23 protein-coding genes are annotated in these 23,863 nt (G+C 72.3%); 13 read left to right on the forward strand and 10 right to left on the reverse strand.

All coding sequences use genetic code 11. From position 1 onward, the window contains the following. Positions 1-33: 33 nt before the first annotated feature. Positions 34-381, reverse strand: a complete 348-nt coding sequence (locus L6E12_RS00885; protein ID WP_236225924.1) for a hypothetical protein — start codon at positions 379-381, stop codon at positions 34-36. A 192-nt stretch (positions 382-573) separates the two neighbouring features. Here L6E12_RS00885 and L6E12_RS00890 point away from each other — a divergent pair, with 192 nt between their 5' ends. Further along, on the forward strand, positions 574-738 hold the full coding sequence (locus L6E12_RS00890) for a DUF397 domain-containing protein (RefSeq protein WP_236225960.1): 165 nt from the start codon (positions 574-576) through the stop codon (positions 736-738). Between the two features lie 48 nt (positions 739-786). Here the strand turns inward: L6E12_RS00890 and L6E12_RS00895 are convergent, their stop codons facing one another. After that, entirely contained in the window at positions 787-1,785 is a 999-nt protein-coding gene (locus tag L6E12_RS00895; protein ID WP_236225925.1) for a GlxA family transcriptional regulator, read from the reverse strand. Positions 1,786-1,855: 70 nt separating this feature from the next. Between L6E12_RS00895 and L6E12_RS00900 the strand changes: the two genes are divergently transcribed. Beyond that, on the forward strand, positions 1,856-2,497 hold the full coding sequence (locus L6E12_RS00900; RefSeq protein ID WP_236225926.1) for an HD domain-containing protein: 642 nt from the start codon (positions 1,856-1,858) through the stop codon (positions 2,495-2,497). A 16-nt stretch (positions 2,498-2,513) separates the two neighbouring features. Then, positions 2,514-2,912 carry a VOC family protein gene (locus L6E12_RS00905; RefSeq protein ID WP_236225927.1) on the forward strand — a complete coding sequence of 133 codons (399 nt, stop codon included), beginning with the start codon at positions 2,514-2,516 and terminating at the stop codon, positions 2,910-2,912. A gap of 325 nt (positions 2,913-3,237) precedes the next feature. On the opposite strand, the gene L6E12_RS00910 is transcribed toward L6E12_RS00905, so the two are convergent. Next, positions 3,238-4,374 carry a Dyp-type peroxidase gene (locus L6E12_RS00910; protein ID WP_236225928.1) on the reverse strand — a complete coding sequence of 379 codons (1,137 nt, stop codon included), beginning with the start codon at positions 4,372-4,374 and terminating at the stop codon, positions 3,238-3,240. Positions 4,375-4,436: 62 nt separating this feature from the next. On the opposite strand from L6E12_RS00910, the gene L6E12_RS00915 reads away from it, so the two are divergent. Next, positions 4,437-5,768: a nitrous oxide reductase family maturation protein NosD gene (locus tag L6E12_RS00915; RefSeq protein ID WP_236225929.1), complete on the forward strand. Its 1,332-nt coding sequence runs from the start codon at positions 4,437-4,439 to the stop codon at positions 5,766-5,768. A gap of 243 nt (positions 5,769-6,011) precedes the next feature. Here L6E12_RS00915 and L6E12_RS00920 read toward each other — a convergent pair whose 3' ends face one another. Continuing rightward, positions 6,012-6,776: a hypothetical protein gene (locus tag L6E12_RS00920; RefSeq protein ID WP_236225930.1), complete on the reverse strand. Its 765-nt coding sequence runs from the start codon at positions 6,774-6,776 to the stop codon at positions 6,012-6,014. Positions 6,777-7,028: 252 nt separating this feature from the next. On the opposite strand from L6E12_RS00920, the gene L6E12_RS00925 reads away from it, so the two are divergent. Next, a complete protein-coding gene (locus tag L6E12_RS00925; protein ID WP_236225931.1) occupies positions 7,029-9,521 on the forward strand; it encodes an SdrD B-like domain-containing protein in 2,493 nt (830 codons plus the stop codon). A 64-nt stretch (positions 9,522-9,585) separates the two neighbouring features. Here L6E12_RS00925 and L6E12_RS00930 read toward each other — a convergent pair whose 3' ends face one another. The 3 genes from L6E12_RS00930 to L6E12_RS00940 all read right to left on the reverse strand — a co-directional run bounded on the left by L6E12_RS00930 (position 9,586) and on the right by L6E12_RS00940 (position 11,530). Next, on the reverse strand, positions 9,586-10,026 hold the full coding sequence (locus L6E12_RS00930) for an SRPBCC family protein (RefSeq protein WP_236225932.1): 441 nt from the start codon (positions 10,024-10,026) through the stop codon (positions 9,586-9,588). Between the two features lie 43 nt (positions 10,027-10,069). Then, positions 10,070-10,480, reverse strand: coding sequence for a DUF1707 domain-containing protein (locus L6E12_RS00935; protein ID WP_236225933.1), 411 nt, complete (start codon positions 10,478-10,480; stop codon positions 10,070-10,072). 105 nt (positions 10,481-10,585) lie between these two features. Further along, positions 10,586-11,530 carry a hypothetical protein gene (locus tag L6E12_RS00940; protein ID WP_236225934.1) on the reverse strand — a complete coding sequence of 315 codons (945 nt, stop codon included), beginning with the start codon at positions 11,528-11,530 and terminating at the stop codon, positions 10,586-10,588. Positions 11,531-11,683: 153 nt separating this feature from the next. Here L6E12_RS00940 and L6E12_RS00945 point away from each other — a divergent pair, with 153 nt between their 5' ends. Continuing rightward, positions 11,684-12,874: a cysteine desulfurase-like protein gene (locus L6E12_RS00945; RefSeq protein WP_236225935.1), complete on the forward strand. Its 1,191-nt coding sequence runs from the start codon at positions 11,684-11,686 to the stop codon at positions 12,872-12,874. A gap of 58 nt (positions 12,875-12,932) precedes the next feature. Here L6E12_RS00945 and L6E12_RS00950 read toward each other — a convergent pair whose 3' ends face one another. Next, a complete protein-coding gene (locus L6E12_RS00950; protein ID WP_236225936.1) occupies positions 12,933-14,048 on the reverse strand; it encodes a S1 family peptidase in 1,116 nt (371 codons plus the stop codon). Positions 14,049-14,354: 306 nt separating this feature from the next. Between L6E12_RS00950 and L6E12_RS00955 the strand changes: the two genes are divergently transcribed. The 6 genes from L6E12_RS00955 to L6E12_RS00980 all read left to right on the forward strand — a co-directional run bounded on the left by L6E12_RS00955 (position 14,355) and on the right by L6E12_RS00980 (position 21,257). Further along, a complete protein-coding gene (locus L6E12_RS00955) occupies positions 14,355-14,576 on the forward strand; it encodes a hypothetical protein (RefSeq protein WP_236225937.1) in 222 nt (73 codons plus the stop codon). 34 nt (positions 14,577-14,610) lie between these two features. Further along, positions 14,611-15,537, forward strand: coding sequence for an alpha/beta hydrolase (locus L6E12_RS00960; RefSeq protein ID WP_236225938.1), 927 nt, complete (start codon positions 14,611-14,613; stop codon positions 15,535-15,537). After that, on the forward strand, positions 15,534-17,174 hold the full coding sequence (locus tag L6E12_RS00965; protein ID WP_236225939.1) for an ABC-F family ATP-binding cassette domain-containing protein: 1,641 nt from the start codon (positions 15,534-15,536) through the stop codon (positions 17,172-17,174). The genes L6E12_RS00960 and L6E12_RS00965 overlap by 4 nt, the downstream gene beginning before the upstream one ends. 305 nt (positions 17,175-17,479) lie before the next feature. Further along, positions 17,480-18,289, forward strand: a complete 810-nt coding sequence (locus tag L6E12_RS00970; RefSeq protein ID WP_236225940.1) for an ATP-grasp ribosomal peptide maturase — start codon at positions 17,480-17,482, stop codon at positions 18,287-18,289. Beyond that, on the forward strand, positions 18,286-19,488 hold the full coding sequence (locus L6E12_RS00975; protein ID WP_236225941.1) for a methyltransferase domain-containing protein: 1,203 nt from the start codon (positions 18,286-18,288) through the stop codon (positions 19,486-19,488). The genes L6E12_RS00970 and L6E12_RS00975 overlap by 4 nt, the downstream gene beginning before the upstream one ends. 305 nt (positions 19,489-19,793) lie before the next feature. After that, positions 19,794-21,257, forward strand: a complete 1,464-nt coding sequence (locus L6E12_RS00980; RefSeq protein WP_236225961.1) for an AlkA N-terminal domain-containing protein — start codon at positions 19,794-19,796, stop codon at positions 21,255-21,257. Positions 21,258-21,383: 126 nt separating this feature from the next. Here L6E12_RS00980 and L6E12_RS00985 read toward each other — a convergent pair whose 3' ends face one another. Together L6E12_RS00985 and L6E12_RS00990 are read right to left on the reverse strand one after the other, a co-directional pair. Then, a complete protein-coding gene (locus L6E12_RS00985) occupies positions 21,384-22,613 on the reverse strand; it encodes a nucleotide sugar dehydrogenase (RefSeq protein WP_236225942.1) in 1,230 nt (409 codons plus the stop codon). 36 nt (positions 22,614-22,649) lie between these two features. Then, positions 22,650-22,979, reverse strand: a complete 330-nt coding sequence (locus L6E12_RS00990) for a hypothetical protein (RefSeq protein ID WP_236225943.1) — start codon at positions 22,977-22,979, stop codon at positions 22,650-22,652. A 304-nt stretch (positions 22,980-23,283) separates the two neighbouring features. Between L6E12_RS00990 and L6E12_RS00995 the strand changes: the two genes are divergently transcribed. After that, complete coding sequence (locus L6E12_RS00995; protein ID WP_236225944.1) at positions 23,284-23,820, forward strand: EF-hand domain-containing protein; 537 nt, start codon at positions 23,284-23,286, stop codon at positions 23,818-23,820. The last annotated feature ends 43 nt before the right edge of the window (positions 23,821-23,863 follow it).

Below are 23,863 nucleotides of genomic sequence, written 5' to 3' on the forward strand. Positions count from 1 at the left end.
TCCCGCACGCCCCCGCGTCGGGAGCCGAGCCGGTCACCGGCTCAGATGTTCATCCACGCCCCGTCCGGCATGTCCGGGTCGGCGTACTCGGGAAGGTGGACGACGACGTGCCGGGTGCGGTAACCGTGAGTGCACCGAGGTGCAGCACCCCTCGAAGATGACGGTGTCGCCCACTCCTGGCTCACCGTCGCGGATGTCAACGGTGATGAAGTCCGACCGATCACCCAAACCGACGTAGACCATGCTCGCCGACGCGGCGGCACCGCGAGCGATCTCGTCATCCGTCCACTCCGGCCAGGCATCCGGATCCGAGGCGTGGTCCCCGATGGCCACCTGTGCGTGACCCGGCAACACCGGCACCCGTGCGATGAGCATGTCCACCCCCTGTGCGCTTCCGTCGCGATCTTGTCCCGGTTTCGCGGATCGAGCGTGATGTGAACCCGAACGGCCCAGCGCAGAAGGATGCGGGTTGGAGTAGCCATGGAAGTGCGGTCTAGGCCATGCCGGACCGCAGCACCTTCCCACTGGCGAAGGTCGAACCGAGCTCCGATCGATCCTGGAGGAGGCGTGACCATGCAGTGGCGCAAGTCGAGCTTCAGCGGGTCCGGCGGCAACTGTGTTCAGGTGCGGCAGGATCTGGCCGCCGTTCGGGACAGCAAGAATCCGGTCGGCCCCGTGCTCGCCGTCGACCTGTCCCGCCTGTCGGCCCTCGTCAAGTCCGGCAAGCTGGACCGCTGATCGACCCCGCTCGGCTCCCGCACGCCCCCGCGTCGGGAGCCGAGCCGGTCACCCGAGCGGGATCGGTTCGCCGTGGTCGGAACCCGGGTCCGAGGTCTGCTGGTCCTGGGCCGGTTCGCGGGCGTACACGTTCCGGTAGGCGGACGGGGTCAGCCCGCAGTGCTGGGCGAAGTGGGTGCGGAGGTTCTGGGCCGTGCCGAAGCCGCTCCTGCGGGCCACCTCGTCGATGGTGGCGCCGTTGTGTTCGAGCAACTGCTTGGCGTGGTCGATCCGGGCCAGTTGGAGCCACTTCATCGGCGGCAGGCCGGTTTCCGCGACGAAGCGGCGGATGAACGTGCGCTGGGACAGGTGCGCGTGGGCGGCGAGTTCGCGGAGCAGGAGCGGCTCACCGAGGTGTTCCAGCGCCCAGGCGCGGGTCGCGGCGAGGGACGTGCCCGCCGCCGCGGGGAGGTGGTGCTCGATGAACTGCGCCTGGCCGCCTTCGCGGTGGGGTGCGGCGACCACGTTGCGCGCGGCCTGGTTGGCGACGGTCGCCCCGTGGTCCTTGCGGATCAGGTGCAGGCAGAGGTCGATGCCCGCGGCCGTGCCCGCCGCGGTCAGCACTGTCTCTTCATCGACGTAGAGCACCCCGCGGTCCACGGTGACGTCCGGGTGCTCCCGCGCGAGTCGGTCCGCCTGGCTCCAGTGGGTGGTCGCCCTCCGCCCTGCGAGGAGACCGGACTGCGCGAGTGCGAACGCGCCGACGCAGAGCGACACCACGCGGGCCGAGCGGTCGTGGCAGGCGCGGAGGGCCTCGGCGACGCTTTCCGGGATGCCGCGGTCGAACGCGTAGCCGGGGACGATGACGGTGTCCGCCGCCGCCAGTTCGGTCAGCGCGCCCGCGGCGGAGAGCCGCAGGCCGCTGTCGGTGGTGACGCCCTGCCGCGTCGGTGTCACCACCGACAGCGCGTAGCGGTCGCCGAGGGTGCCCATGGTCATGAACGGCATGCCCAGCTCGAACGAGAGCACCCCGTCGAGGGCGAGAACCGAGACGCGATGACCGACCATGGCAATAATGTATCCCAAATTGGCATTCTTGCCAGTGGTTGGCCGTGCCCGCGGCGGCCATGGTTGGTGCATGACCACTTCCGCGCCCGGGTTGTCACAACCCGACCTGCTCTCCTCGCCGCTGCGCCAGGCGGCCGTCGACTACGTGCTCGCCGCCGAGGAGCGGTCCGTCGCACACCACAGCCTGCGCAGCTACTTCTTCGCCACCAAGCACGCTGACCTGCGCGGGCTGCGCCGTGGCGTCGACTACGACGACGACACGCTGTTCTACGCGACCGTGCTGCACGACCTCGGGCTCTCCGAGGAGGGCGAGGCCCGACCGGACCGCTTCGAGGTCGCGGGTGCCGACCTGGCCGCGGAATTCCTGACCGGGCACGGGATCGCCGCCGAGGTGGTCGACACCGTGTGGGACGCGATCGCCCTGCACACCAGCCCCGGCATCGTCACCCGCCGCGGCGTCGTCTGCGACCTCACCCACGTCGGCACCGGACTCGACTTCGGCCACAACGCCGACCACATCACCGACGAGGAAGCCGCGGTGATCAACGACGCGTTCCCCCGGCTGGACATCAACACGTCCATCGGCGAGCAGATCCTGCGACAGGCCGAACGCAACCGCGGCAAGGCACCGCACCTGTCCGCCGCCGACTACTTCTACCACGCGGCCCACGGGTTCGACAGGGACTTCGTGTCCCGCTGGGGCGCGGCCTGACCTTCCGGGAGGAACAGTGGAACACCGCTTCTTCACCATCCTGCGGGTCGCGGACCTCAACCGCGCCAAGGACTTCTTCACCGCGATCGGGCTCGACTTCGACCCCGCCTTCACCAACGACAACTTCGCCACGATGCTCATCGGTGATGCCCAGGTGCTCCTGCACATCCCGTCCTCGTTCGAGGTCGTCACCAAGAAGCACGCCGTCGACACCGCAACCGACACCGAAGCCGTGTTCGGCATCTTCGTCGACACCCGCGACGAGGTCGAACGCATGGTGGACCGCGCCGTCGAGGCGGGTGGCCGGGAGTACTCCGCACCGTGGGACGCGGACTTCTTCTACCAGCGCGTCTTCGAGGACCCCGACGGCCACCAGTGGGAGGTCTGCTGGGTCAAGAACGCCTCGGCGGGCTGAGGAACACACCGGGCTGACAGCCCCCGACCCGGCCCGCTCCCGCCGCGGCACGCGATCCGCCCGTGCGGCTTGGCTGTGCGCTTCGGTCGAGCCGTGAACCCGGGTGGTCCAGCGGAGGAGGCCGCGGGTCGGGGCAGCAAGAACCGGTCGGCCCCGTGCTCGCCGTCGACCTGCCCCGCCTGTCGGCGATCGTCAAGTCCGGCAAGCCGGCCCGCTGACCGGGCCAGGCTCGGCTCCCACACCACCGTGTCGGGAGCCGAGTTCCACCCCGGCACGGGATGTGCACAGGTCTTGTGCCCGCTGCACGGACTCCCCAGCGCCCGGTTCAGCCGCCGGGGAACAGGGTGGAGCCGAGTGGTCGCTGCCGGTCGAACCCCGGGAGCACCAGGAAGGTCGCGCTCGCCGTGGTCGTGGTGAACGGGAGGAGCGCGTCGGAGTGCTCCATGTGGGTGAGGGTGGTGGTGAAGGTCCGCAGGTCGTTCTGGAAGCTGATGAACAGCAGGCCGGGGGCGGGGTCGTCGGTGCTGTAGGAGCGGCGGAGCATGAGGCCGACGCCGATCGCCCCGGCGTGCGCGCGGCGCGCGTGGGCGTCGGCGGGGACCAGGTACCTGCCGTCGGGGGTCTTGGCCGCGAGGTCCGGCCCGGCGGTGGCAGGACCGCCCGACAGCGGGACACCCGTGTCCCGGTGGCGGCCGATGACGGCTTCCTGGTCCGGAGTGGACAGACCGGCGAACCGCGGCAGGTCGAGTTCCATGCGCCGGAGCACGGCGATGGTGCCACCGGCCACCGGCGGCGGTGCGGCCAGCCACAGGTCCCGTTGCCGTTCGGCGGGTGTGTGCGGTCCGACGATGCCGTCGACGAACCCCAGTTGGTTCCGGGGCGCGGTGCGCCCCTCGGCCAGGGCGATGCCCGGGCCGCGCCTGCCGGACTGCCGCCAGCGTTCGCGGACCCCCGCCCGGTCCAGCAGCGCCGCCGCCGCGACCGACAGCAGCGGGGCTTCGCTCGCGCACACCTGCACCAGCAGGTCACCGCCGCGTTCCCGGTCGGCGACCTGCTCCCGGGCGAACGGCGGCAGGTCCGCCGCGCCGGGCAGCGCCGGGTCGGCCAGTCGGACGACCCGGGGGCCGATCCCGACCGTCACGGTGAGGTCGCCCGGCGCGAGGCCGAGCAGCCGCGGGTCGGTGCCCGCGGTGAGGGCGAGGACGGTCCGGCCGAGCTCGGCCAGCAGCGGCCCCACCGCCGTGGTGTCGTCGATGTCGGCCACGACCGCGAGCAGGTTGGGTTGGGCGTCCCGGGGTTCGGCGATCCCCGCCTGGTGCTCACCCGTCGCGGGAGTCCGCGCCGCGGGCGTGGGGTGGCCGGGCGGTCCGCCGGAACGGCTTTCGCACCCGGCGGCGAGACCGGCGGTCACCGCGGCACCCGCGGCGCCGAGGAACGTCCGACGTGACGGGCGGCGGTTCACGGGTCGCAGCGTGCCACACGCGCCCGGCGCGGAGAAGTTCCGCGCCGTGCCAGACTCGGCCCATGCCTCGTGTGGATCTGCGTGGGTGGGTCGCGGTGTTGGCCGCCTCGGCGGTGTCGCTCTCCGGGTGTTCCGGTGGGGACGACAGCGCACGTCAGGGTGATCGCCCGGCCGGTGAGCGCGTCACGATCCGGGTTCCGGCCGACGCGCCGACGATCTCGGCCGCGGTGTCCCTCGCGCAGCCGGGGGACCTGGTGCTGGTCGCCCCGGGGGTCTACCACGATCGAGTGAAAATCACGACGCCGGATATCACTCTTCGGGGTGAATCGCGCAATGACGTGATCCTCGACGGGCGGCTGCGGCAGTCGAACGGCGTTGTCGTCGCGGCGTCCGGGGTGGCGGTGGAGAACCTGACCGTCAAGGGGAACACCCAGAACGGGGTCCTGGTCACGGGTTCGGCCAAGGCGATCGACGGCGCACCGGGCGAGGGTGGCTACGACACCGGGGACGAGGAGGTCCACTTCGTGGAGTCGTTCCTGGTCTCGCACGTGACCGCCACCGGCAACGGCCTGTACGGCATCTACGCGTTCTCCGCGCGCAACGGCGTGATCGAGGGTTCGTACGCCTCCGGGAGCGCCGACTCCGGGATCTACCTCGGGCAGTGCAAGCCGTGCCGCGTCGTGGTGCGCGACAACGTCGCCGAGCTGAACGCGATCGGTTTCGAGGGGACCAACGCCAGCGGTGACGTGTACGTGGTCGGCAACCGCTTCTCCGGCAACCGGGTCGGCCTCACCATCAGCTCCGACCACCAGGAGAAGTTGCTCCCGCAACAGGGTTCCGTCATCGCGGGCAACCTGATCGCGGCCAACCAGCAGGCCGCCACCCCCGAGCAGGCGGACGGCGGGTGGGGAACCGGTGTGGGCATCGACGGCGGGAGCGACAACCGGGTGATCCGCAACCGCATCACCGACAACGCAGGCGCGGGCCTGGTGATCACCGCGACCCAGAACCTCCCGGCGAACGGCAACCAGGTCGTGGACAACGTCTTCACCGCCAACGGGGTCGACGTGGCCTGGACGTTCCCCACGGCGACCAAGGGGTACGGCAACTGCGTCGGCGGTGCGGACCTGCGGACCGTGCCCGCCGGGCTCGCAGCGGTCGCCCCCTGCCCGGCGACCGCGGGGTCGCCCTCCCCGTCCGGGGTGCTGACCGGTCCGCGCCCACCCCGGGGCATCCCGTTCACCGACGTGGCGGCACCACCCGCGCAGCCCCGACTCCCGAACACCACCGGGGCGACCGCGGTGCCCGCCGTCCCCGCGCTGCCCGACCTCGCAGGCGTCCTGGCGCCGACGGCGTCCCTGCTGGCCGACCGCGCGCTGGTGCGGGTGTCCTAGGGCCTGTCCTCAAAGCCGACCGCCTGAAAACCGTAGGCCCGGCTACGCCCCTGCCCGGGTGGGTGGATGTGTTTGGCCGGGGGTGGCGATCATGTGCAAGCCTGCTTGGGCTGTGGGGCATCTCTTCAGCCCCACTCGGTCACACTGGGCGCATGATCGCCGTAGGGGCCCCGGCCAAGCACATTCACCCAGCCGGGCATACCAGCAAATCCCGGGCTTTGAGGACATGTCCTAGGGCGGTCGTCACCGCGGCGGGGCGACCCCGGGGACCGGGGGCACCGCGGCCCGGCTGTGCGTGTCGAAGTCGACGACGACCGGTTCCGGCTCGGAGGCCACCGCGGCCCGGACCCGGTGCATGGTGCCGTCCTGCCCGAGCCAGTAGCGCACCGAGCCCGCCGCGTCCGCCCGGCCCCGGGCACCGGGACCGAGCACGACGTCGACCCGGTGACCGTTCACCTGGTCCTGCCCGATCCAGGCGGCGCCGTTCTGCGGGAGCAACTGGGCGTTGTCCGGCCGGTCGCTGCCGAGCCCGAGCGCGATGGCCAGGGCGGTGTCCAGTGTGCTGCCGGATGTCAGGAGTGGACGGTGGTGCCACCCCGTCGTGGGTGGCATGGTTGGCGCCTGCGTGGGTGTTTCCCCCATCGGGTGAACGAACACGGTGGTCTCCGACCACTCGATCAGCCCATCGCCGGAGGTGTTGCGCCCGGTTCCGCGCACCACGCCATATCCGAGCTGAGTCCGGTAGTCCACCGATCCGGTGATGACCAGACCACCCGCCGGGTCCGGCACGGTGATCGTCACCGCGCGCCCGCCCGCCTCGAAGTTGCGGAACCGCGCGATCGCCAACCGGTCGGCCTCGTCCGCGGTCAGCGCGCGCGGTTCCGCCACATCCGTTGTCCCGCAATCGGTGAAGGCCGCGACCACCGCGACGACCACCGCGGCGGCGAGCCCGATGAGGGCCGCGACCCGCCGCCGCGACCGCTGGGCGGTTTCCTTGGGGATCGGCATGACCGTCGAGGCTAACAGCGGTTCAGATTCACCCGAAAGTTCACCCACTTCCCCGTAGCGGGCAGGTGCGTGCTCTGGTTTCCTGGTTCGGCTCGGTTGCACGCGCGACCCGCTGCGTGCCTTCAACCCGAACCGGATGTGGTGCCCGGTAACGGGAAACCACCCACGGCAAGGGGGACAACTGTGGCTGTGCGCGGAGCCGATACGACAAGAGACCACAGAACGCGGACCGGCGCTCGTCGACTGGCCCGGGTGGGGTTGTCCGGTCTGCTGCTGTTCGGGTGCGCCTCGGGCACGGTGGTGGCGGGCGGCGCCACGGCCGCCGCGTCGACCACGGACGGCACCCTGACGGTCCAGGTGCTGCGGGACTTCTTCGGCACCGGGGTCATCAACACGACGATGGACACGCCGCAGCAGGGCATGACCGTCGAGGTGACCGACGTGGCGGGCCACAGCATCCGGGCGTCGACGGACGCGACCGGCAAGGTCGTCGTACCGCCGTCGGCGGAACTCGTCGGCGGCCAGTACCGCGTGGACGTGTCGATCCCCGCCCAGTACGGCGACCACCTGCGGGCGGCGCCCGCCTCGACGAAGCCCGACCACTTCGACAGCTTCACCTCCTTCGCCGACGTCCGCGACGGCGAGGACCGGTCGGTGATCACCGGGGTGTGGAACCCGGCCGACCACACGCTGCCCGACAGCCGCTACTACGTCCCCGTGCAGAGCCCGGCCGTGAACCGCGACGGCAGCCCGGCCGACCCGGGCGGCCGGGCGCTGGTGGCGTTCGACCAGAAGGCGCGCGGCACCTGCCCCGACCAGGTGGCGTGCCCGACGGTCGTCAACACCCAGGCCCAGGTCGGCACCACCTGGGGCCTGGCCTACGACAAGGACCGCGGGCGCGTCTTCCAGTCCGCCTTCGCCAAGCGCTTCACCCGGTACGGCCCCGGTGGTGGCGGCGCTATCTACGCGACGCCTGCCGACGGCTCGGCGCCACCGGTGCTGTTCGCCACGGTGCCCGGTGCCGCGACGACCGAGCACGGCACCGCCGACATGCGCAAGGACCCGGCTTTCGTGGACGTGCCGGGCAAGGAGAGCCTCGGCGGCCTCACCGTGACCGAGGACGGCAAGACCCTCCACGCGGTGAACCTGCTGACGCGCGAGCTGGTGAGCTTCGACGCCACCGCGGCGACCGCGCCGGGCGTGGCGAAGACCGTGCCCATCCCCGACCCGGGGTGCGCGGCGGCGACCGACTGGCGGCCGTTCGCCCTCACCGCCCACGACGCGAAGCTCTACGTCGGCGGCGTGTGCTCCGCCGAGAGCACCCAGGACCGGGCCGACCTCAAGGTCTTCGTCCACGCCTACGACGGTTCGACGTTCACCGAGGTGCTGTCCCACGGGCTGGCGCACCCGCGCGGCTACGTGATCCCCTCGCGCACCCACCCCGACACCAACCACTGGAACCCGTGGAACACCGACCCGGCGAGCTGGGACGAGCGCAACCGGGAGGGCGTCTTCATCGATCCGCAGCCCGAACTGGCCACCATGGCCTTCACCAGGGACGGCTCGCTGATCCTGGGGTTCCGCGACCGGTTCACCGACGTCCTCGGCGCGGGCGGCTTCGACCCGCGCCAGGGCAACGACACCCCGCAGTCGGCCATGTCCGGTGGTGACATCACCATGGCCTGCGCCAAGCCCGGTGGCGGGTTCGACTGGGAGGGCACCGGCGAGTGCCCCAACCACGGCACGTCGGCCAACAACGGCAGGCAGCCCGATGGCGTCGTCGAGTACTTCCACGGCGACTTCTTCGACCCGGGCCGGTCGGGCAGCGGCACCCACCAGGAGACGTCGCAGGGGTCGGTGGCCTACATCCCGCAGCAGCAGTGGGTCGTCAGCACCGAACTGGACCCGGCCAGGGACGTGAACTCCAACGGGGCGGGCTTCTACGACGTGGACACCGGTGTCGGCCCCGGCCACGAGAACCCCACCCACGGCTACCAGTTCGTCGGGCCCCGCGACAACGGCTTCGCCAAGGCGGGCGGTCTCGGCGACATCGCCTACCAGACCGCGAACGCGCCGGTCCAGATCGGCAACGTGGTCTGGTTCGACGGCGACCACAACGGGATCCAGGACCCGTACCACGAGGACGAGGTGCCGCTCGAAGGCGCGACCGTGCACCTGCTGGACGCCGGGGGCAAGCAGCTCGCCACCACCCGGACCGACGCCGCGGGCGAGTACTACTTCGGCGGGGTCGGCGCCACCCCCGAGTTGACGAGGGGAGCGCAGTACACGGTGCGGTTCGACGTGTGCACCGCGGCGACCGACAACGTCCCCGGTACCCCACCGGCAGAGGACCTGCGCTTCACGCTCCCGACCGCCGGTGACGACCGGACCCGCGACTCCAACGTCACCCCACCCACCACCGGGAAGCTCTGCGACGGGTCCACCCCCGTCACCGCACCCGCCGAGGCGGGCGGCGTCGACCACACGATCGACGCCGGGGTGCACATCCCGAAGCCCGACCCGCCCACGACGCCGCCCACCAGCGGGGCGACCCCGATCCCCACGAGCGAGGTGGTCTCACCCGTCGAGCCGGGGGCACCCAAGCCGCCGTCGAGCAGGGCGGACGAGGATTCCCTGGCGCACACCGGCTTCTCCGCGCTGCCCGAGCTGATCTTCCTCAGCTCCCTGGCCGTCGTCGCGGGCGTGGCGCTGCGCGTCGTCAGCCGCCGACGCCGCACCGGCTGACACCGACCTGCCGCGCCGTGCGCGAGATCGAGCCGGTGATCTCGCGCACGGTGCTTCGGGGTCGCTAGGCGGACCCGGGGAACATCTCCTCCAGCCGGTCCAGCGTGGCCCGGATGCCCTTGAGGTTCTTGGCCGGGAACTTGGCCAGTTCGATGACGAAGGGCGCCTTGGCGGTCGACCAGTCGAAGGTCTCGGTGACCCTGGTGGTGCCGTCGCCGAGGTCTTCGAGCTGCCAGCGCCAGCGGTGGCCCATGAAGTGGCGCCAGGCGATGCGGCTTCCCTCCTCGTACTCCACCACCGTGTTCTGGATCTTGTACGGCAGGCCCATCTTCATGTCCATGCCGAACTTCGACCCCAGCGCCAGCCGCTGCGACCCTGGCCGGGCGCCGGTGACCGTGCCGGAGCCGTCGATCACCGGGTGCTGGGCGGGGTCGGCGAGGAGGGCGAAGATCACCTCGGGGGTGGTTGTGATGACCCGGGTGTCGGAGACCTGCTTGGCTGCCATGACCGGAGCCTAGCCACGATCCGGGGCGGACCGGGATCGAGACCTAGCTGGCCAGCAGGAACAGGAACCCGATGATCAGGATGGGGGCCAGCGCCCACCAGGTGGAGGTGACCGCCGCGACCGCGACCACCCCGACGACGCCCACGCCCAGGAAGGCCAGCACGATCTTGCGGGTCCGCTCCGGGTCCGCGCGTTCCAGCAGCGGGTTGTGCTCGGGCTCGACCACGGCCACGTCGGACCGCGCCGGGTTGTCGAAGACCGGGTGCGGGGCGGGCAGGTCGTCGAACAGGTCCAGCAGGTCGGCGCGGGTCCTGGCGCCCGCGGCGGCCCCGCAGCGGGTCGAGTACTCGCCGACCTCCAGGCGTCCCTCGGCGAGGTGCACGCCCAACGCCTCCACCGCGCGCTCGCGGTCCGTGGTGCCGACTCGGAGTCGAGCCTCACGCCCTGTCCCCATGGTGCTCACTCTACGCAGGCCGCCCCGGTTGTGGAGAGTACCTGTCCTGCGGTGGTCGGACCGCCGCCGGGACACCGGAGGCGCCGTCAGCGGCGAAGCGGTCGATCATCCGGCGTCCGGTTGCGGGAGACCGCACGACCGGTCCTCTTCTGCTCCGGCGGGCCGCGCTCGGGATTCCAGGCGTTCCGCGGTGTCGGTGAGCAGGGCGAGGAGCCGGCGCCAGGTGTCCGGGTCGGTGGTGGAAAGCGGCTCGGGGGAGAAGAAGTACAGGCGGTTCTCGACGATTTCGACGTGGACCGGGCGTTCGGCGTACCGGGCCAGGAGGTCGGGGGAGAAGAGGGTGCGGTCCAGCAGGGCCTGGATTTCCCGGGCTCTGCCGTACGGCCCGGAGACGCTGAAGGCTTCGGCGCCGGGACCGCGCAGGTCGGGTTGCCCGAGGGGGTCCTTGCCGGACTCGTTCACCCTGCCCATGCGTTTCGCCCGCGAGTTCAGCAGCAGGTGGGGGAGGTCGGCGTCGAGAGGGGTGGTTGCGTAGCCCCACCGGAACGGCTCCGCGTTGTGGTGGCCTGCCAGGTAGGTGTGCTGGCCGATTTCCACCGGCCGCGGGCCCTCGATGTTGACGACGTCGACGGCGCAGCGGCTGGTGCCGATGTGGAAGACCCCGGCGGGCTGCTGCGGGTCCTTGACCTTCATCCGGTAGCCCATGCCGTTCCGGGTGGCGAACTGCATGATGCGGTAGTGGTCGATCCGCTGCTGCCTGCCGCTCCTGCTGACCAGGAAGGCGACCAGGACGACCAGTCCGAGACCGATCAGCAGCGGCAGCAGCCCGAGGAGCCGGACGCCCACGCCGCCGTCCGGATGGGCGTCGGTGAGGTACATGCTGAGCGGGATGCTCAAGAAACCGGAGAAGGTGGCGGTGATCAGGGCGAACAGGAACGCGCAGCAAGCCACGTCGCGGGCCGGGCGGTCGCCGTTCGCCTTCGCGTGCGCCACTGCCGCGGCCGGGTCGACCGGGGCGGTGAGCGGGGAGTGGTCGAGGTCGTCGGGCACGGCTCACGCTATCTCGCCGAGTGGGCGGGATGTTCCCGGTCGGGCGACTTGCCCGGACGGGTCGAGGCGGAGCCCGCGTCCGGTACGGCCCGCTCGCGGGGCGAAGAGACCAGGGGATTGCGCACGGTCGGAATACCTGTTCTTCTCCAGGTGGTGAGCACCTACGACGTGGCCCGCGTGCGGTCCCGGTTCCCCGCCCTGGCCGGTGGCACGGCCCACTTCGACGGCCCCGGCGGTTCCCAGGTCCCGCTGGAGGTGGCCGACGCGGTGCACGCGGCCATGGTCGCCGGGCTGACCAACCGGGGTTCGGTGACCGCCGCCGAGCTGCGCGTGGAGGCCGTCGTGGGCGCCGCCCGCCAGGCCGTGGCCGACCTGCTCGCGGTCGACCCGGCGGGGGTCGTGTTCGGCCGCAGCATGACCCAGCTCACCTACGACCTGTCCCGCGCGCTGGCGAAGTCCTGGGGACCGGGGGACGAGGTGGTGGTGACCAGGCTCGACCACGACTCCGACATCCGCCCGTGGGTGCAGGCGGCGGACGCGGTCGGCGCGACCGTGCGCTGGGCCGACTTCGACCCGGCGACCGGCGAACTGCCCACCTCCGCCGTCGAGGCGGTCCTCTCCCCGCGCACCCGGCTGGTGGCGGTGACGGCGGCGTCGAACCTGCTGGGCACGCGACCCGACGTCCCCGCGATCGCCGGGGCCGCGCACGCCGTCGGGGCGCTGCTGTTCGTCGACGGGGTGCACCACACGCCGCACGCCCTGGTGGACGTCCGCGCGCTGGGCGCGGACTTCTACGCGTGCTCGCCGTACAAGTTCCTCGGCCCGCACCTGGGGGTGCTGGCCGCCGCGCCCGCGCTGCTGGAGACGCTGCGGCCGGACAAGCTGCTGCCGTCGTCGGACGCGGTGCCGGAGCGGTTCGAGCTGGGGACGCTGCCGTACGAGGCGCTGGCGGGCACCACCGCCGCGGTGGACTTCCTGGCCGGTCTGGTGCCGGGCGCGGGGACCCGCCGGGAGCGGCTGGCGGTCTCGATGGCGGCCGTGCACGCGCACGAGACCGCCCTGCGCGACCGGCTGGAGGCCGGCCTGCGCGCCCTGCCCGGGATCACGCTGCACGGCACCGCCGCGCAGCGCACGCCCACGGTCCTGTTCAGCGTCGCGGGGAAGGCGCCGCGCGAGGTGAGCGAGCTGCTGGCCGCGGCCGGGGTGAACGCGCCCGCGGGCAACTTCTACGCGCTGGAGTGCGCGCGGCACCTCGGGCTCGGGGACGCGGGCGCCGTCCGCGCGGGCATCGCCCCGTACACCGACGAGTCCGATGTGGACCGACTGCTGGCCGCCCTGGCATAGCACCCGGGCCCGTCCGGGACGTGTGTCCCGGACGGGCCCGGGTGTGACCCGCTCCCGGTCAGCCGGTGGTCAGCGAGAGCCCGTAGGCGTTCAGGATCTCGTTGACGGGTTGGAAGTACGTGGTGCCCCCGTAGGTGCAGTCACCGGAACCACCCGAGGTGACGCCCTGGGCCTGGCTGCCGCTGACCCACGAGCCGCCCGAGTCGCCCGGCTCGGCGCAGGCGTTGGTCCGGGTGAGGCCGCTGACGCTGCCCTCGGCGTAGTTCACCGTCTGGTTGGTGGCCTGGATGGTGCCGCAGTGCCAGCCGGTGGTGGAACCCGAGCGGCACACGCTCTCGCCCACGCCCGCCACCGACGAGCCGGTCACGGTGACGTTGCCGTTGCCGTAGCCGTTCACCGTCGAGGACTGGCTCCACGAGGAGTTCGTGCGCACCCAGGAGTAGTCGCTGCCCGGGAACGACGAGCCCTGGAAGGTGCCCATCGCCGAGTCGTCGTCGCCGGTGACGCTGTCGCCGGGGGATCCGCAGTGCCCCGCCGAGACGAAGCCGCCGGACACCGAGAAGCCGACCGAGCAGCGCCCGGCGCCGTTGATGTAGTAGGCGTTCCCGCCGGTCACCGGGCCGCCGAGGGTGCGCGGCGCCGCGGTGGTCTCCTCGACGCGCACCGGGCCCGCGGCCTTGGCGCTGTCGACGAACGAGGTGACCTCGGCGCCCGACGCGCCCTTGATCACCGTGAGGACCACGGAGTTCGTGGTGGGGTCGACGAACCAGCCGGTGACGGCCTTCGGCGCCCCGGTGGCGGTGGCCTTCTCGTCGATCGCGGCCTTGGTGGCGTCGAGCGACTGCGCGGTGTGCGCCACGACGGTGGTGCGGGCGCCGGTCGACTCGACCGCCCTGGACAGGGCGGGGTCGGTCAGCGCCACCACGAGCGAACCCCGGTCGAACCAGGAACCGCCGAACGCGGCACCGGCGGCGGTCCGCGCGGCCGGGAGCAGGCCGCGGGCGGTGCTCTCCAGGGTGAGCCGCTGCTCGACCTGATCGGCGTCGAGGCCGAGGTCGCGTTGCAGGGCCGGGACCAGTGCCTCGGGCGCCGCGCCTGCGGGCTGCCCGCCGGTGACCACGGCCGTGGCCGCCAATCCGATGAGACCCGCAACGCCGGCAAGACTTCTGCGCATGGGGACTTCCTCCTTGCTCGCAGGGACCGGGGCATGCCCCGGGAAGCCGAATGGCGGTCCCCCGTTCAGCGGAGCCCTCGCTGGGAGTCACCATCCGTTGGGGGGAACGCTAGATCGCGCTTGACCAGGTGGGGCACCCTACGAAAGTCGGTTCAGTAATTTTCTCACCGGATGATCAGCAAACGAGTTGGCAACTCCACTGGCTGTCCATCGCTCGAACGGGCTCTTCGACTGGTCTGTTCAGGTGAAGGCTGCTGGTCGTGATGCCACTCCCGGTGACGAGCACGGGGAGGTCGGGGGATGGGCATGGACGTCGTCGGGGGGTGGCCGCCGCCGGGCTGGATCATCACCTTCCGCACCTGGGACCTGCACCGCGGCCGGGCCCGGTTCATCGGCATCGGCATGGTCGCGGGCCCGCCCCGGCGCGGACTGGGCCTGCCGCTGCGCCCGCTGGGCCCGGATGACGGGCCTGTCCCCGAGTGGGTGTCGCTGTCGGACATCATGGACGCGGTGCCGCCGCCGGACTGACCGCGGCGGCCGGAGCGAAGCGGAGGTGGGGCGGGTGCCCCTGCACCCCCAGGTCCAGACCGTCTTGGCCGCCGCGCCGCCGCGCGAGGCCGTCACCGACGAGTCCCTGCCCAGGCTGCGCGCGCTGCTGCGGGCGCAGGCGGCGGCGGTGTCCGGCCCGGGCACCGAGGTGGCCACCGTGACCGACGTGGACGCGGGCGGCGTGCCGGTGCGGCTGTACCTGCCCGGCGAGTCCGGCGAGGCGGGCGCCCCGGTCGTGGTCTACCTGCACGGCGGCGGCTGGGTCAACGGCGACCTCGACACCTACGACGCCGTGTGCCGCTACCTGGCCGCGCTGTCCGGCGCCGCCGTGGCCGCCGTCGGCTACCGGCTGGCCCCCGAGCACCCGTACCCGGCCGCGTTCGAGGACATCGACAACGCCGTGCTGTGGCTGCGCGGCAAGGGCGCCACCGAGCACGGCCTCGACCCGCACCGCATCGCCGTGGTCGGCGACTCCGCGGGCGGGCACCTCGCCGCCGTCACCGCCCGCCGCTGGCGCGACGTCGGCGCGGGCTTCACCAGCCAGGTCCTGGTCTACCCGGTGATCGACCCCACCGCCGACCGGTCCGCCGCCGCCGTCCCCGGCCTGCCCGAGGAGCTGCGCGCGGTGCAGGTCGCCGACGGCCGCTTCTGCTGGGACAGCTTCGCCCCCGAGGGCTTCGACCGCGGCCACCCCGACCTGTCCCCGCTGGCCGCCGACCTGGCGGGCCTGCCGCCCGCGCTGGTCATCACCGCCGAGTACGACCTGCTGCGCCCGGAGGGCGAGGCGTACGCGCACGCCCTGGCCGAGGCGGGCGTGCCCACGGTGTCGGTCTGCTACCAGGGCCAGGCCCACGACTTCTTCCGCGGCCTGGTCCTGTTCGACGCCGCCCGCGCCGCCATCGCCCAGGTCGCGGCCACCCTCCGGGCGGAGCTGGCATGAGCGCCACCCTGGTGGCCAAGGGCCTCGCCGCCGGCCACGGCGACCGCGTGCTGTTCACCGGCTTGGACCTCGTCGTCGCCCCCGGCGACGTGATCGGCCTGGTCGGGGTCAACGGCGCGGGCAAGTCGACGCTGCTGCGCACCCTCGCCGGGCTGCTGCCCGCCGAGGAGGGCGAGGTGCGGCTGAGCCCGCAGGACGCCACCGTCGGCTACCTGCCGCAGGAACCCGACCGCCGCCCCGGCGAGACCGTGGCCGCGTTCCTGGCCCGCCGCACCGGCGTCGCCGAGGCCCAGCGGGTCATGGACGCCGCCGCCGAGGCCCTCGGCGCGGGCACCCCCGGCGCCGACGACGAGTACGCGGTGGCCCTGGAGCGCTGGCTGGCCCTCGGCGGCGCCGACCTCGACGAGCGCGCCGAGGACGCCGCCACCGAGGTCGGCCTCGGGGTGCGCCTCGACCAGCAGATGGTCGCCCTCTCCGGCGGCCAGGCGGCGCGGGCGGGCATGTTGTCGCTGCTGCTGAGCCGCTACGACGTGTTCCTCCTCGACGAGCCCACCAACGACCTCGACCTCGACGGCCTGGCCCGCCTGGAGGCGTTCGTGTCGGGCCTGCGCGCGGGCGCGGTGGTCGTCAGCCACGACCGCGAGTTCCTCGCCCGCACCGTCACCGGTGTCCTGGAGCTGGATCTCGTCCAGCAGCAGATCCGCGAGTTCGGCGGCGGCTACCAGGCTTACCTCGACGAGCGCGAGGTGGCCCGCAGGCACGCCCGCGAGCGGTACGAGGAGTACGCGGGCACGGTGGCCAACCTGGAGGCGCGCGCCCGCACCCAGCGCAACTGGATGGAGAAGGGCGTCCGCAACGCCCGGCGCAAGGCCCCCGACAACGACAAGATCGGCAAGCGCCTGCGCTCGGAGTCCAGCGAGAAGCAGGCCGCCAAGGCCCGCCAGACCGACCGCATGATCGAACGCCTGGAGGTCGTCGAGGAGCCGCGCAAGGAGTGGGAGCTGCGGATGGAGATCGCCGCCGCCCCCCGCACCGGCGCGGTCGTCGCCGCCCTCCGCGCCGCCGTCGTCCGCCGGGGGACTTTCACCCTGGGCCCGGTCAACCTGGAGATCGGCTGGGCGGACCGGGTCGCGATCACGGGTGCCAACGGGGCGGGCAAGTCCACCCTCCTCGCCGCCCTGCTCGGCCGCGCGGACCTGGCGGAGGGCGAGTCCTACCAGGGCCCCGGCGTCAAGGTGGGCGAGGTCGACCAGGCCAGGGCCCTCTTCCTCGGCGAAGAACCCCTCCTCGACGCCTTCGGCCGCCACGTCCCGGACTGGGAAACCGCCGACCTGCGCACCCTCCTGGCCAAGTTCGGCCTCCGCGCCGACCACGTCCTGCGCCCCGCCGCCACCCTCTCCCCGGGCGAGCGCACCAGGGCGGCACTGGCCCTGCTGCAATCACGCGGGGTCAACCTGCTGGTCCTCGACGAACCCACCAACCACCTGGACCTCCCCGCCATCGAACAACTGGAGAGCGCCCTGTCCACCTACCCCGGCACCCTCCTGCTGGTGACCCACGACCGCCGAATGCTCGACGCGGTCTCGGTCAACCGCAGGGTCGAGGTCGCGGGCGGAACCGTCCGCGAACGGGACTGACCCACCGCTGACCCCGCAGCTCGGCGACGTCACCGGAAAGAGGGATCGCCACCGACCCGCGAGACCTCCCACCCTGGAGCCGCACTTCCAGCCGAGGTCATGAGGCCACGATCATCAACAACGACGGCACGACCAGCACGGTCGCCAAGAGCGTGCAGCGCGAAGTCGAAGACCGGCGGTGCCGGTCCTCATCGTCACTGCCCCCGAGGACACAACCGCTGATCGGGTGTGCGCGGCGCCGGACGGGCGCGTCCGCTTCGACCTCGTGGACTTCCCGGTGCGAGCGTTGTCCACCGTGTCGACCGGTGGGGGTTCACCGTGGGTCGGCCCTCGACGGGCGCGCGGTCGACGTCGCCGACATCACGGCCGTCTACTACCGGAAACCGGGAGCGTTCAGGTTCCCCGACGGCTTGTCTGACCAGGCGCGGCGATTCGCCCGGCGGGAAGCCCGGCACGGCCTCGGCGGGTTCCTGCTGTCGCTCCCCGTGCGGTGGATCAGCCACCCGTCGCTCATCGCTGATGCGGAGAACAAGCCCGCGCAACTCCGGGTGGCCGACACCGTCGGACTCAGCATCCCCGAGACCCTCATCACCAATGACGCGGGCAGCGCCCGCGAGTTCGCCGCACGGGTCGGGAGAGTCGTCTACAAGCCGTTGTCGGCACCCTTCGTCCGCGCGGGCGACACGGTGAAACTGGTGTACACGAACCTCGTCAGCGCCGACATGGTGGACGACACCCGGATCGGTCTCACAGCGGCGCAATTCCAGGAGTGGGTGCCGAAGAAGTTCGAGGTCCGCGCCACGGCGGTGGGTGATCGGGTGTTCGCCGCGGCGATCCACGCCGGTTCCGACGCCGCGTACGTCGACTGGCGTTCGGACTACGCCTGCCTGCGGTACGAGGTGGTGGAGGTGCCGGACGAGGTCACCAGGGCCGTGGTCGGGTACCTCGACCGGTTCGGCCTGGCCTTCGGCGCCTTCGACTTCGTCGTCGACCTCGATGGTCGGTGGTGGTTCCTGGAGTGCAACCCCAACGGCCAGTGGGGTTGGATCGAGGAGGAGACGGGGTTGCCGATAGCGGCGGCCATCGCCGACGCGCTCACGGGGGCGGTGGCATGACGGCCCCGGACCCCGACTGGACCCCGTTGGCGCGCGACCTGGTCCACGCGCTGGTGCGCGGGGGACACCTGAGTACCCGGGAGTGGGTGGAGGCGTTCGCTGCTGTGCCGCGGCACGTGTTCACCCCGGTCGTCATCGAGTCGACCGGCGGCGGGTACCGGACCTTGGCCGACACCCCGGGGGAGCGGGCCGACTGGCTGCGCGCGGTCTACTCCGACACGTCCCTGGTGACCAGGCAGCGACCCCACCGCGCCGGGTACACCTTCCCGGGTGGGACCCCGGTCCAGGTGTCGACCAGTTCGAGCACCATGCCCTCGCTCATGGCGCGCATGGTCGAGGCGCTCGACCTGCGACCCGGGCACCGCGTGCTGGAGATCGGCACCGGCACCGGCTACAACGCGGCGATCCTCTCGCACCGGCTCGGCGCCGACCACGTCGTCAGCGTCGACATCGATCCCGACCTCGTCGCCGAGGCCGCTCGTGCCCTGGACGACCTCGGGTACCGGCCCACGCTGGTCGCCGGGGACGGCACCGTCGGGGTGCCCGAGCACGGGCCGTACGACCGGATCCTGGCGACCGCGGCCGTGCCGGACATCCCGTTCGCGTGGGTCGAGCAACTCGCGCCCGGTGGCAGGGTGCTGGCCAACGTCCGGGGTGACATCGCAGGTGGCTCCCTGTGCCTGCTCGACAAGCACGGCACCGCCGACGAGGTGATCGGCTCCTTCCTGCCCCTGGGCGGGCACTTCATGTGGGTGCGCCCCGAGGTGGACAACCCGCACCGACCGCACGAGGAGACCGCGAACCCGGTCCGGGTGGTCGCTGCGCGGACGACCACGCGGTCGTCCGACCTGCTGGACCTGGTCGACGACGAGTCGTTCCGGTTCCTCCTGCAACTGCAATGCCCCGGCCTGCGCACCTTCATCAGGAACACCGCTCCCGGCAGCGGGCCCGCGGTCGTCGCCACCGCGTCGGACGGGGCGCGCGCCGAGGTCTTCGCCGAGGCGGGCGACTCCGTGCTGCGCGTCAGCCAAGGCGGGCCACGCAGGCTCTGGGACACCGTCGAGGCGACCGGGCGGCTCTGGCGGGAGCTGGGGCGACCCGCGGCCGACCGGTTCGGCGTCGTCGTGAACGCGTCTGTCCGGTTCGTGTGGTTCGACGACGACAGCGGGTGGTACCGCTGGCCGCTGCCCCTGGTCTGACTCCCGTCAGGACCCACCCCGTTAGACCGTACGGGCGTTCACCGAATGCGGGGCGGACATCGTGGACGGGACTGTCCACGAAAGCAACCGGCTCGGCCTTCCCGCTCGCCACCCGGAAGAAAAGGAATCCTCGACACCGCAGGGGAACCTGCGCGAGCATCCGATCGGGACAGTCCGGGATCGCGCCGGGGTGAGGGATCGGGCACGCACGGTGGCCGGCGGGAAAGCGACCCTACTCGAAAGTAGGAACTCTGCGTCGTTTTACCGCTAGCGGTGGATCAACCGTGCCCATCATCCTCTACCGGGTGCATGAGGATTTTGATCGCTGCGTGCGTGCCGTTCGTTCCAAGGACGCGCGTTTCGACGGCTGGTTCTTCACCGCGGTGCGGACGACCCGGATCTACTGTCGGCCCAGCTGCCCCAGTATGCCGCCCAAGGCGGAGAACATGACGTTCTTCCCCAGCGCCGCCGCGGCGCAGAGCGCGGGTTTCCGCGCCTGCAAGCGGTGTCGGCCGGACGCCAGCCCCGGTTCGCCGGAGTGGAACGAGCGCGCCGACCTCGCCGCCCGGGCCATGCGGTTGATCGCCGACGGGGTGGTGGACCGGGCGGGGGTGCCGGGGTTGGCCGCCCGGCTGGGCTACAGCGTGCGTCAGGTGGAGCGGCAGCTACTGGCCGAGTTCGGCGCCGGTCCGCTGGCACTGGCCCGCGCCCAGCGCGCGCAGACCGCCCGGCTGCTGATCGAGACCACCGCGCTGCCGATGAGCGAGGTGGCCGCCGCGGCCGGGTTCGGCAGCATCCGCACCTTCAACGACACCGTGCGCGAGGTGTTCGCGCTGCCGCCCACCGAGCTGCGGCTGCGCGCGGGCAGGCAGGTCGCCAGCCCGGGGGTGATCTCGCTGCGGCTGCCGTTCCGCGAACCGCTGTGCCCGGACAACCTGTTCGGCCACCTCGCCGCCACCGCCGTGCCCGGGGTGGAGGAGTTCCGCGACGGCGCCTACCGGCGGACGCTGCGGCTGCCGCACGGCAGCGGGGTGGCCACCCTGCGCCCCACCGCCGACCACATCGCCTGCCAGTTGGCGCTGACCGACCTGCGCGACCTGTCCCGGGCGATCAGCCGGTGCCGCAGGCTGCTCGACCTCGACGCCGACCCGGTGGCCGTGGACGACCTGCTCGCCGCCGACCCGGTGCTGGCCCCGCACGTGCGCCGCGAACCCGGCAGGCGGGTGCCGCGCACCGTCGACGGCGCCGAGCTCGCCGTGCGCACGGTGGTCGGGCAGCAGATGTCCACCGCCGCCGCGCGCACGCACATCGCCAGGCTGGTCGCCGAGCACGGCGACCCGGTGGCCGACGCCGGTGGCGGGCTGACCCACCTGTTCCCGCTCCCGGCGACCCTGGCCGCGCTGGACCCGGACCGCTTCGGGCTGCCCCGCGGGCGCCGGGAGTCGCTGGTCGCGCTGGTCTCCGCGCTGGCGGGCGGGGCGATCGACCTGGGGGTGGGCGCCGACCGGGAACGCGCCAGGGCCCGGCTGGCGGTGCTGCCCGGTTTCGGCCGGTGGACCGTGGAGACCATCGCCATGCGCGCCCTGGGCGACCCGGACGCGTTCCTCGCCTGCGACATCGGGGTCCGCGCCGCCGCCCGCACCCTCGGGCTGCCGTTCACCCCGGCCACCCTGGCCGCGCACGCCGCCGCCTGGCGGCCGTGGCGGGCCTACGCCGTGCAATACCTGTGGTCCGTCAACGAACTCCAGGTGAACAACCAGCCCGCCTGAGCCCGCGTTCCCGGGCAGGTCCGACCGACAGGGCAGTCTGGTTCGGACAGTCATCCGATGGTCCCACCACCCCCGTGATCCCGGCAGGACAACCCATCGCCGGATGTTTCCCGGTGCGGCGCCCGATCAGAGCCTGCGGACCAGGTCCCCCTCCAGCACGCCCCGGGTGTCGAGCACCGGTTGCCGGGTCAGCACGGCCAGGTCGAGGCAGCGGTGGTCCTGCAACAGCACTACCAGGTCGACCGGCGCGTCCAGCGCGGGTTCGACGGGCACCGGTTCGCCGTCCACGGCGAAGACCGGCGCGTGCGGGTCGTGGTAGGTCACCGAGGCGCCCAGCGCGCGCAGCGCCCGCACCACCCCGACGGCGGGTGACTGGCGCAGGTCCGGCACGTCCGGTTTGTAGGTCACCCCCACCAGCAGCACGCGCGCCCCGGGCAGCGGCACCCCCGCCGCCGCCAGCATGTCCTTCGCCCGGCGGGCCACGTACCCCGGCATCCCCGCGTTGACCTCCTGCGCGGTGCTCACCATCGAGCACGGCAGCCCCTCGGCCCGCGCCCGCGCGGCCAGGTAGCGCGGGTCGACCGGGATGCAGTGCCCGCCCACCCCCGGACCGGGCCGGAACGGCTCGAAGCCGAACGGTTTGGTCTCCGCGCAGCGCAGCACGTCCCACACATCGATGCCCAGCCGCTCGCAGAACACCGCGAGTTCGTTGACCAGCGCGATGTTGACCAGCCGGTAGCTGTTCTCCAACAGCTTCGCCGTCTCCGCCTCGCGCATCCCGGCGGCGGTGACCACGGTGTCCACAAGCTGTTCGTAGAACGTCGCGCACCGCTTGGCGCACAACGGGGTCAGGCCGCTGACCACTTTCGGGGTGTTGCGCAGCCCGAACCGCCCGTTGCCCGGGTCGGCCCGCTCGGGGGAGTAGGCCAGGTTGAAGTCGACCCCGGGCACCAGGCCGCGCGCCGCGAGCAGCGGTTGCAGGACCTCCTCCGTGGTGCCCGGGTAGCTGGTGGACTCCAGCACCACCAGCGTGTCCGGGCGCAGGTGCTCGCCGACCGAGCGACCCGCGCCGATGACCGCGCGCAGGTCCGGCTCGCCGTCGACCAGGCCGGTCGGCACGCAGATGACGACCGTGTCGGCGGCGGCGACGGCGGAGAACCCGGTGGTCGCGGTGAAGCGCTCCGGGGCCAGGTCGGCCGGGTCGACGCCGGGCACCGGGCACCGCCCGACCCGCAACGCCTCCACCACCGCCGCGTCGGTGTCGACGCCCACGACGGTCAACCCCGCCGCGCAGGCGCGCGCCGCCAACGGCAGCCCCACGTACCCCAATCCGACGACCACCAGGTCAACGGCCACCTTCGGTGCTTCCCTCCGCTCGTCCGGGAACCGGTGTCAGGCGCTGAAGCTGCCGACTGCGCTGACGTGCGTGCCGTACCCCGGCTTGATCTTGCTGACCGGCTCGATCGGCAGCAGGCACAGCGGGTCGCTGTAGATGGTGATCTCGTGGTCGGTCTGGTTGGAGATCACGTGCGAGCCGGTGGGCAGCCGCTCGCACCCCTTCGGGTCCTCGAACACGGTCAGCTCGGTGAACTCGTGCTGGAACACCACCACCTGGTTCGTGGAGTCCTCGGCCGGTGGCTCGGCGGACGGGCTCGCGACCGCGGGAGCGGCGAGCAGGCAGGTGGCGGCGGCGCTCAACACGAGTGCGCGGAGGTGCGGCATGGACTTCCTTCCCCGACGGAAATACCTGGTGCGGCCATTCTCGTCCTCATTCTCCGAACGCCGCAGTCGCTGACCCGGGTAGGACCCATCACACCATTGGTAGAGTTCCGATCACCCTCCGCGCATGCAGGAATTGCATCCTTTCCCGCATGTGTCGTCGCAGATCAGGGCATGTATTGCTGGATCGCAAGTGCACCCGAAAAGGGGGTGTGAGACGTGCGCGGAATGTCGGAGACGTTGCTAGTGTCGATTTCCGGGGCGCGGGTCGCCCCGGATTTTCCACTGACTGCGAAGGAGCACGGTCGTGACCGCAAGTGTCCAGGACAGCAGGTTGAAGCGTCGTTTCCAGCTCTGGGACGCCAACGGCGACGGGACCATCGACCGGACCGACTACGAGACCGAGGCGCGACGCCTCCTGCAGAACTTCGGTGAGCAGGAGAGCTCGCCGAAGGGGCGCAAGCTGTTCTCCGCGTACCTGTCCATGTGGGACAGGCTGGCCGAGATGACCGGCGTCGGCCCGTACGGCGCGGTCACCGAGGAGCAGTTCATGCAGGCCGCCGACTCCGAGGTGGTCCGCGGCGGTGACGCGGGCTTCGACCGGAGCCTGCGCCCGACCATCGAGGCCATCGTCGACCTGTGCGACACCGACGGCGACGGCGAGGTCAGCCCGGAGGAGTTCCAGCGCTGGCTCAAGGCGGTGGGTGTCGACGCCAAGCAGGCCGACACCGCCTTCGCGCGCATCGACAACGACGGCAGCGGCCGCCTGTCGGTGGAGGAGCTGGTCGACGCGGTCCGCGACTACCACCAGGGCAAGAACGACACCCCGCTGCTCGGCCGCTGACCGCGGCCCGAGAAGACCCCGCGCTCCGAGGGTTCCCGGGTTC

This window comes from Actinokineospora sp. PR83, assembly GCF_021056305.1.
Lineage (GTDB): Bacteria > Actinomycetota > Actinomycetes > Mycobacteriales > Pseudonocardiaceae > Actinokineospora > Actinokineospora spheciospongiae.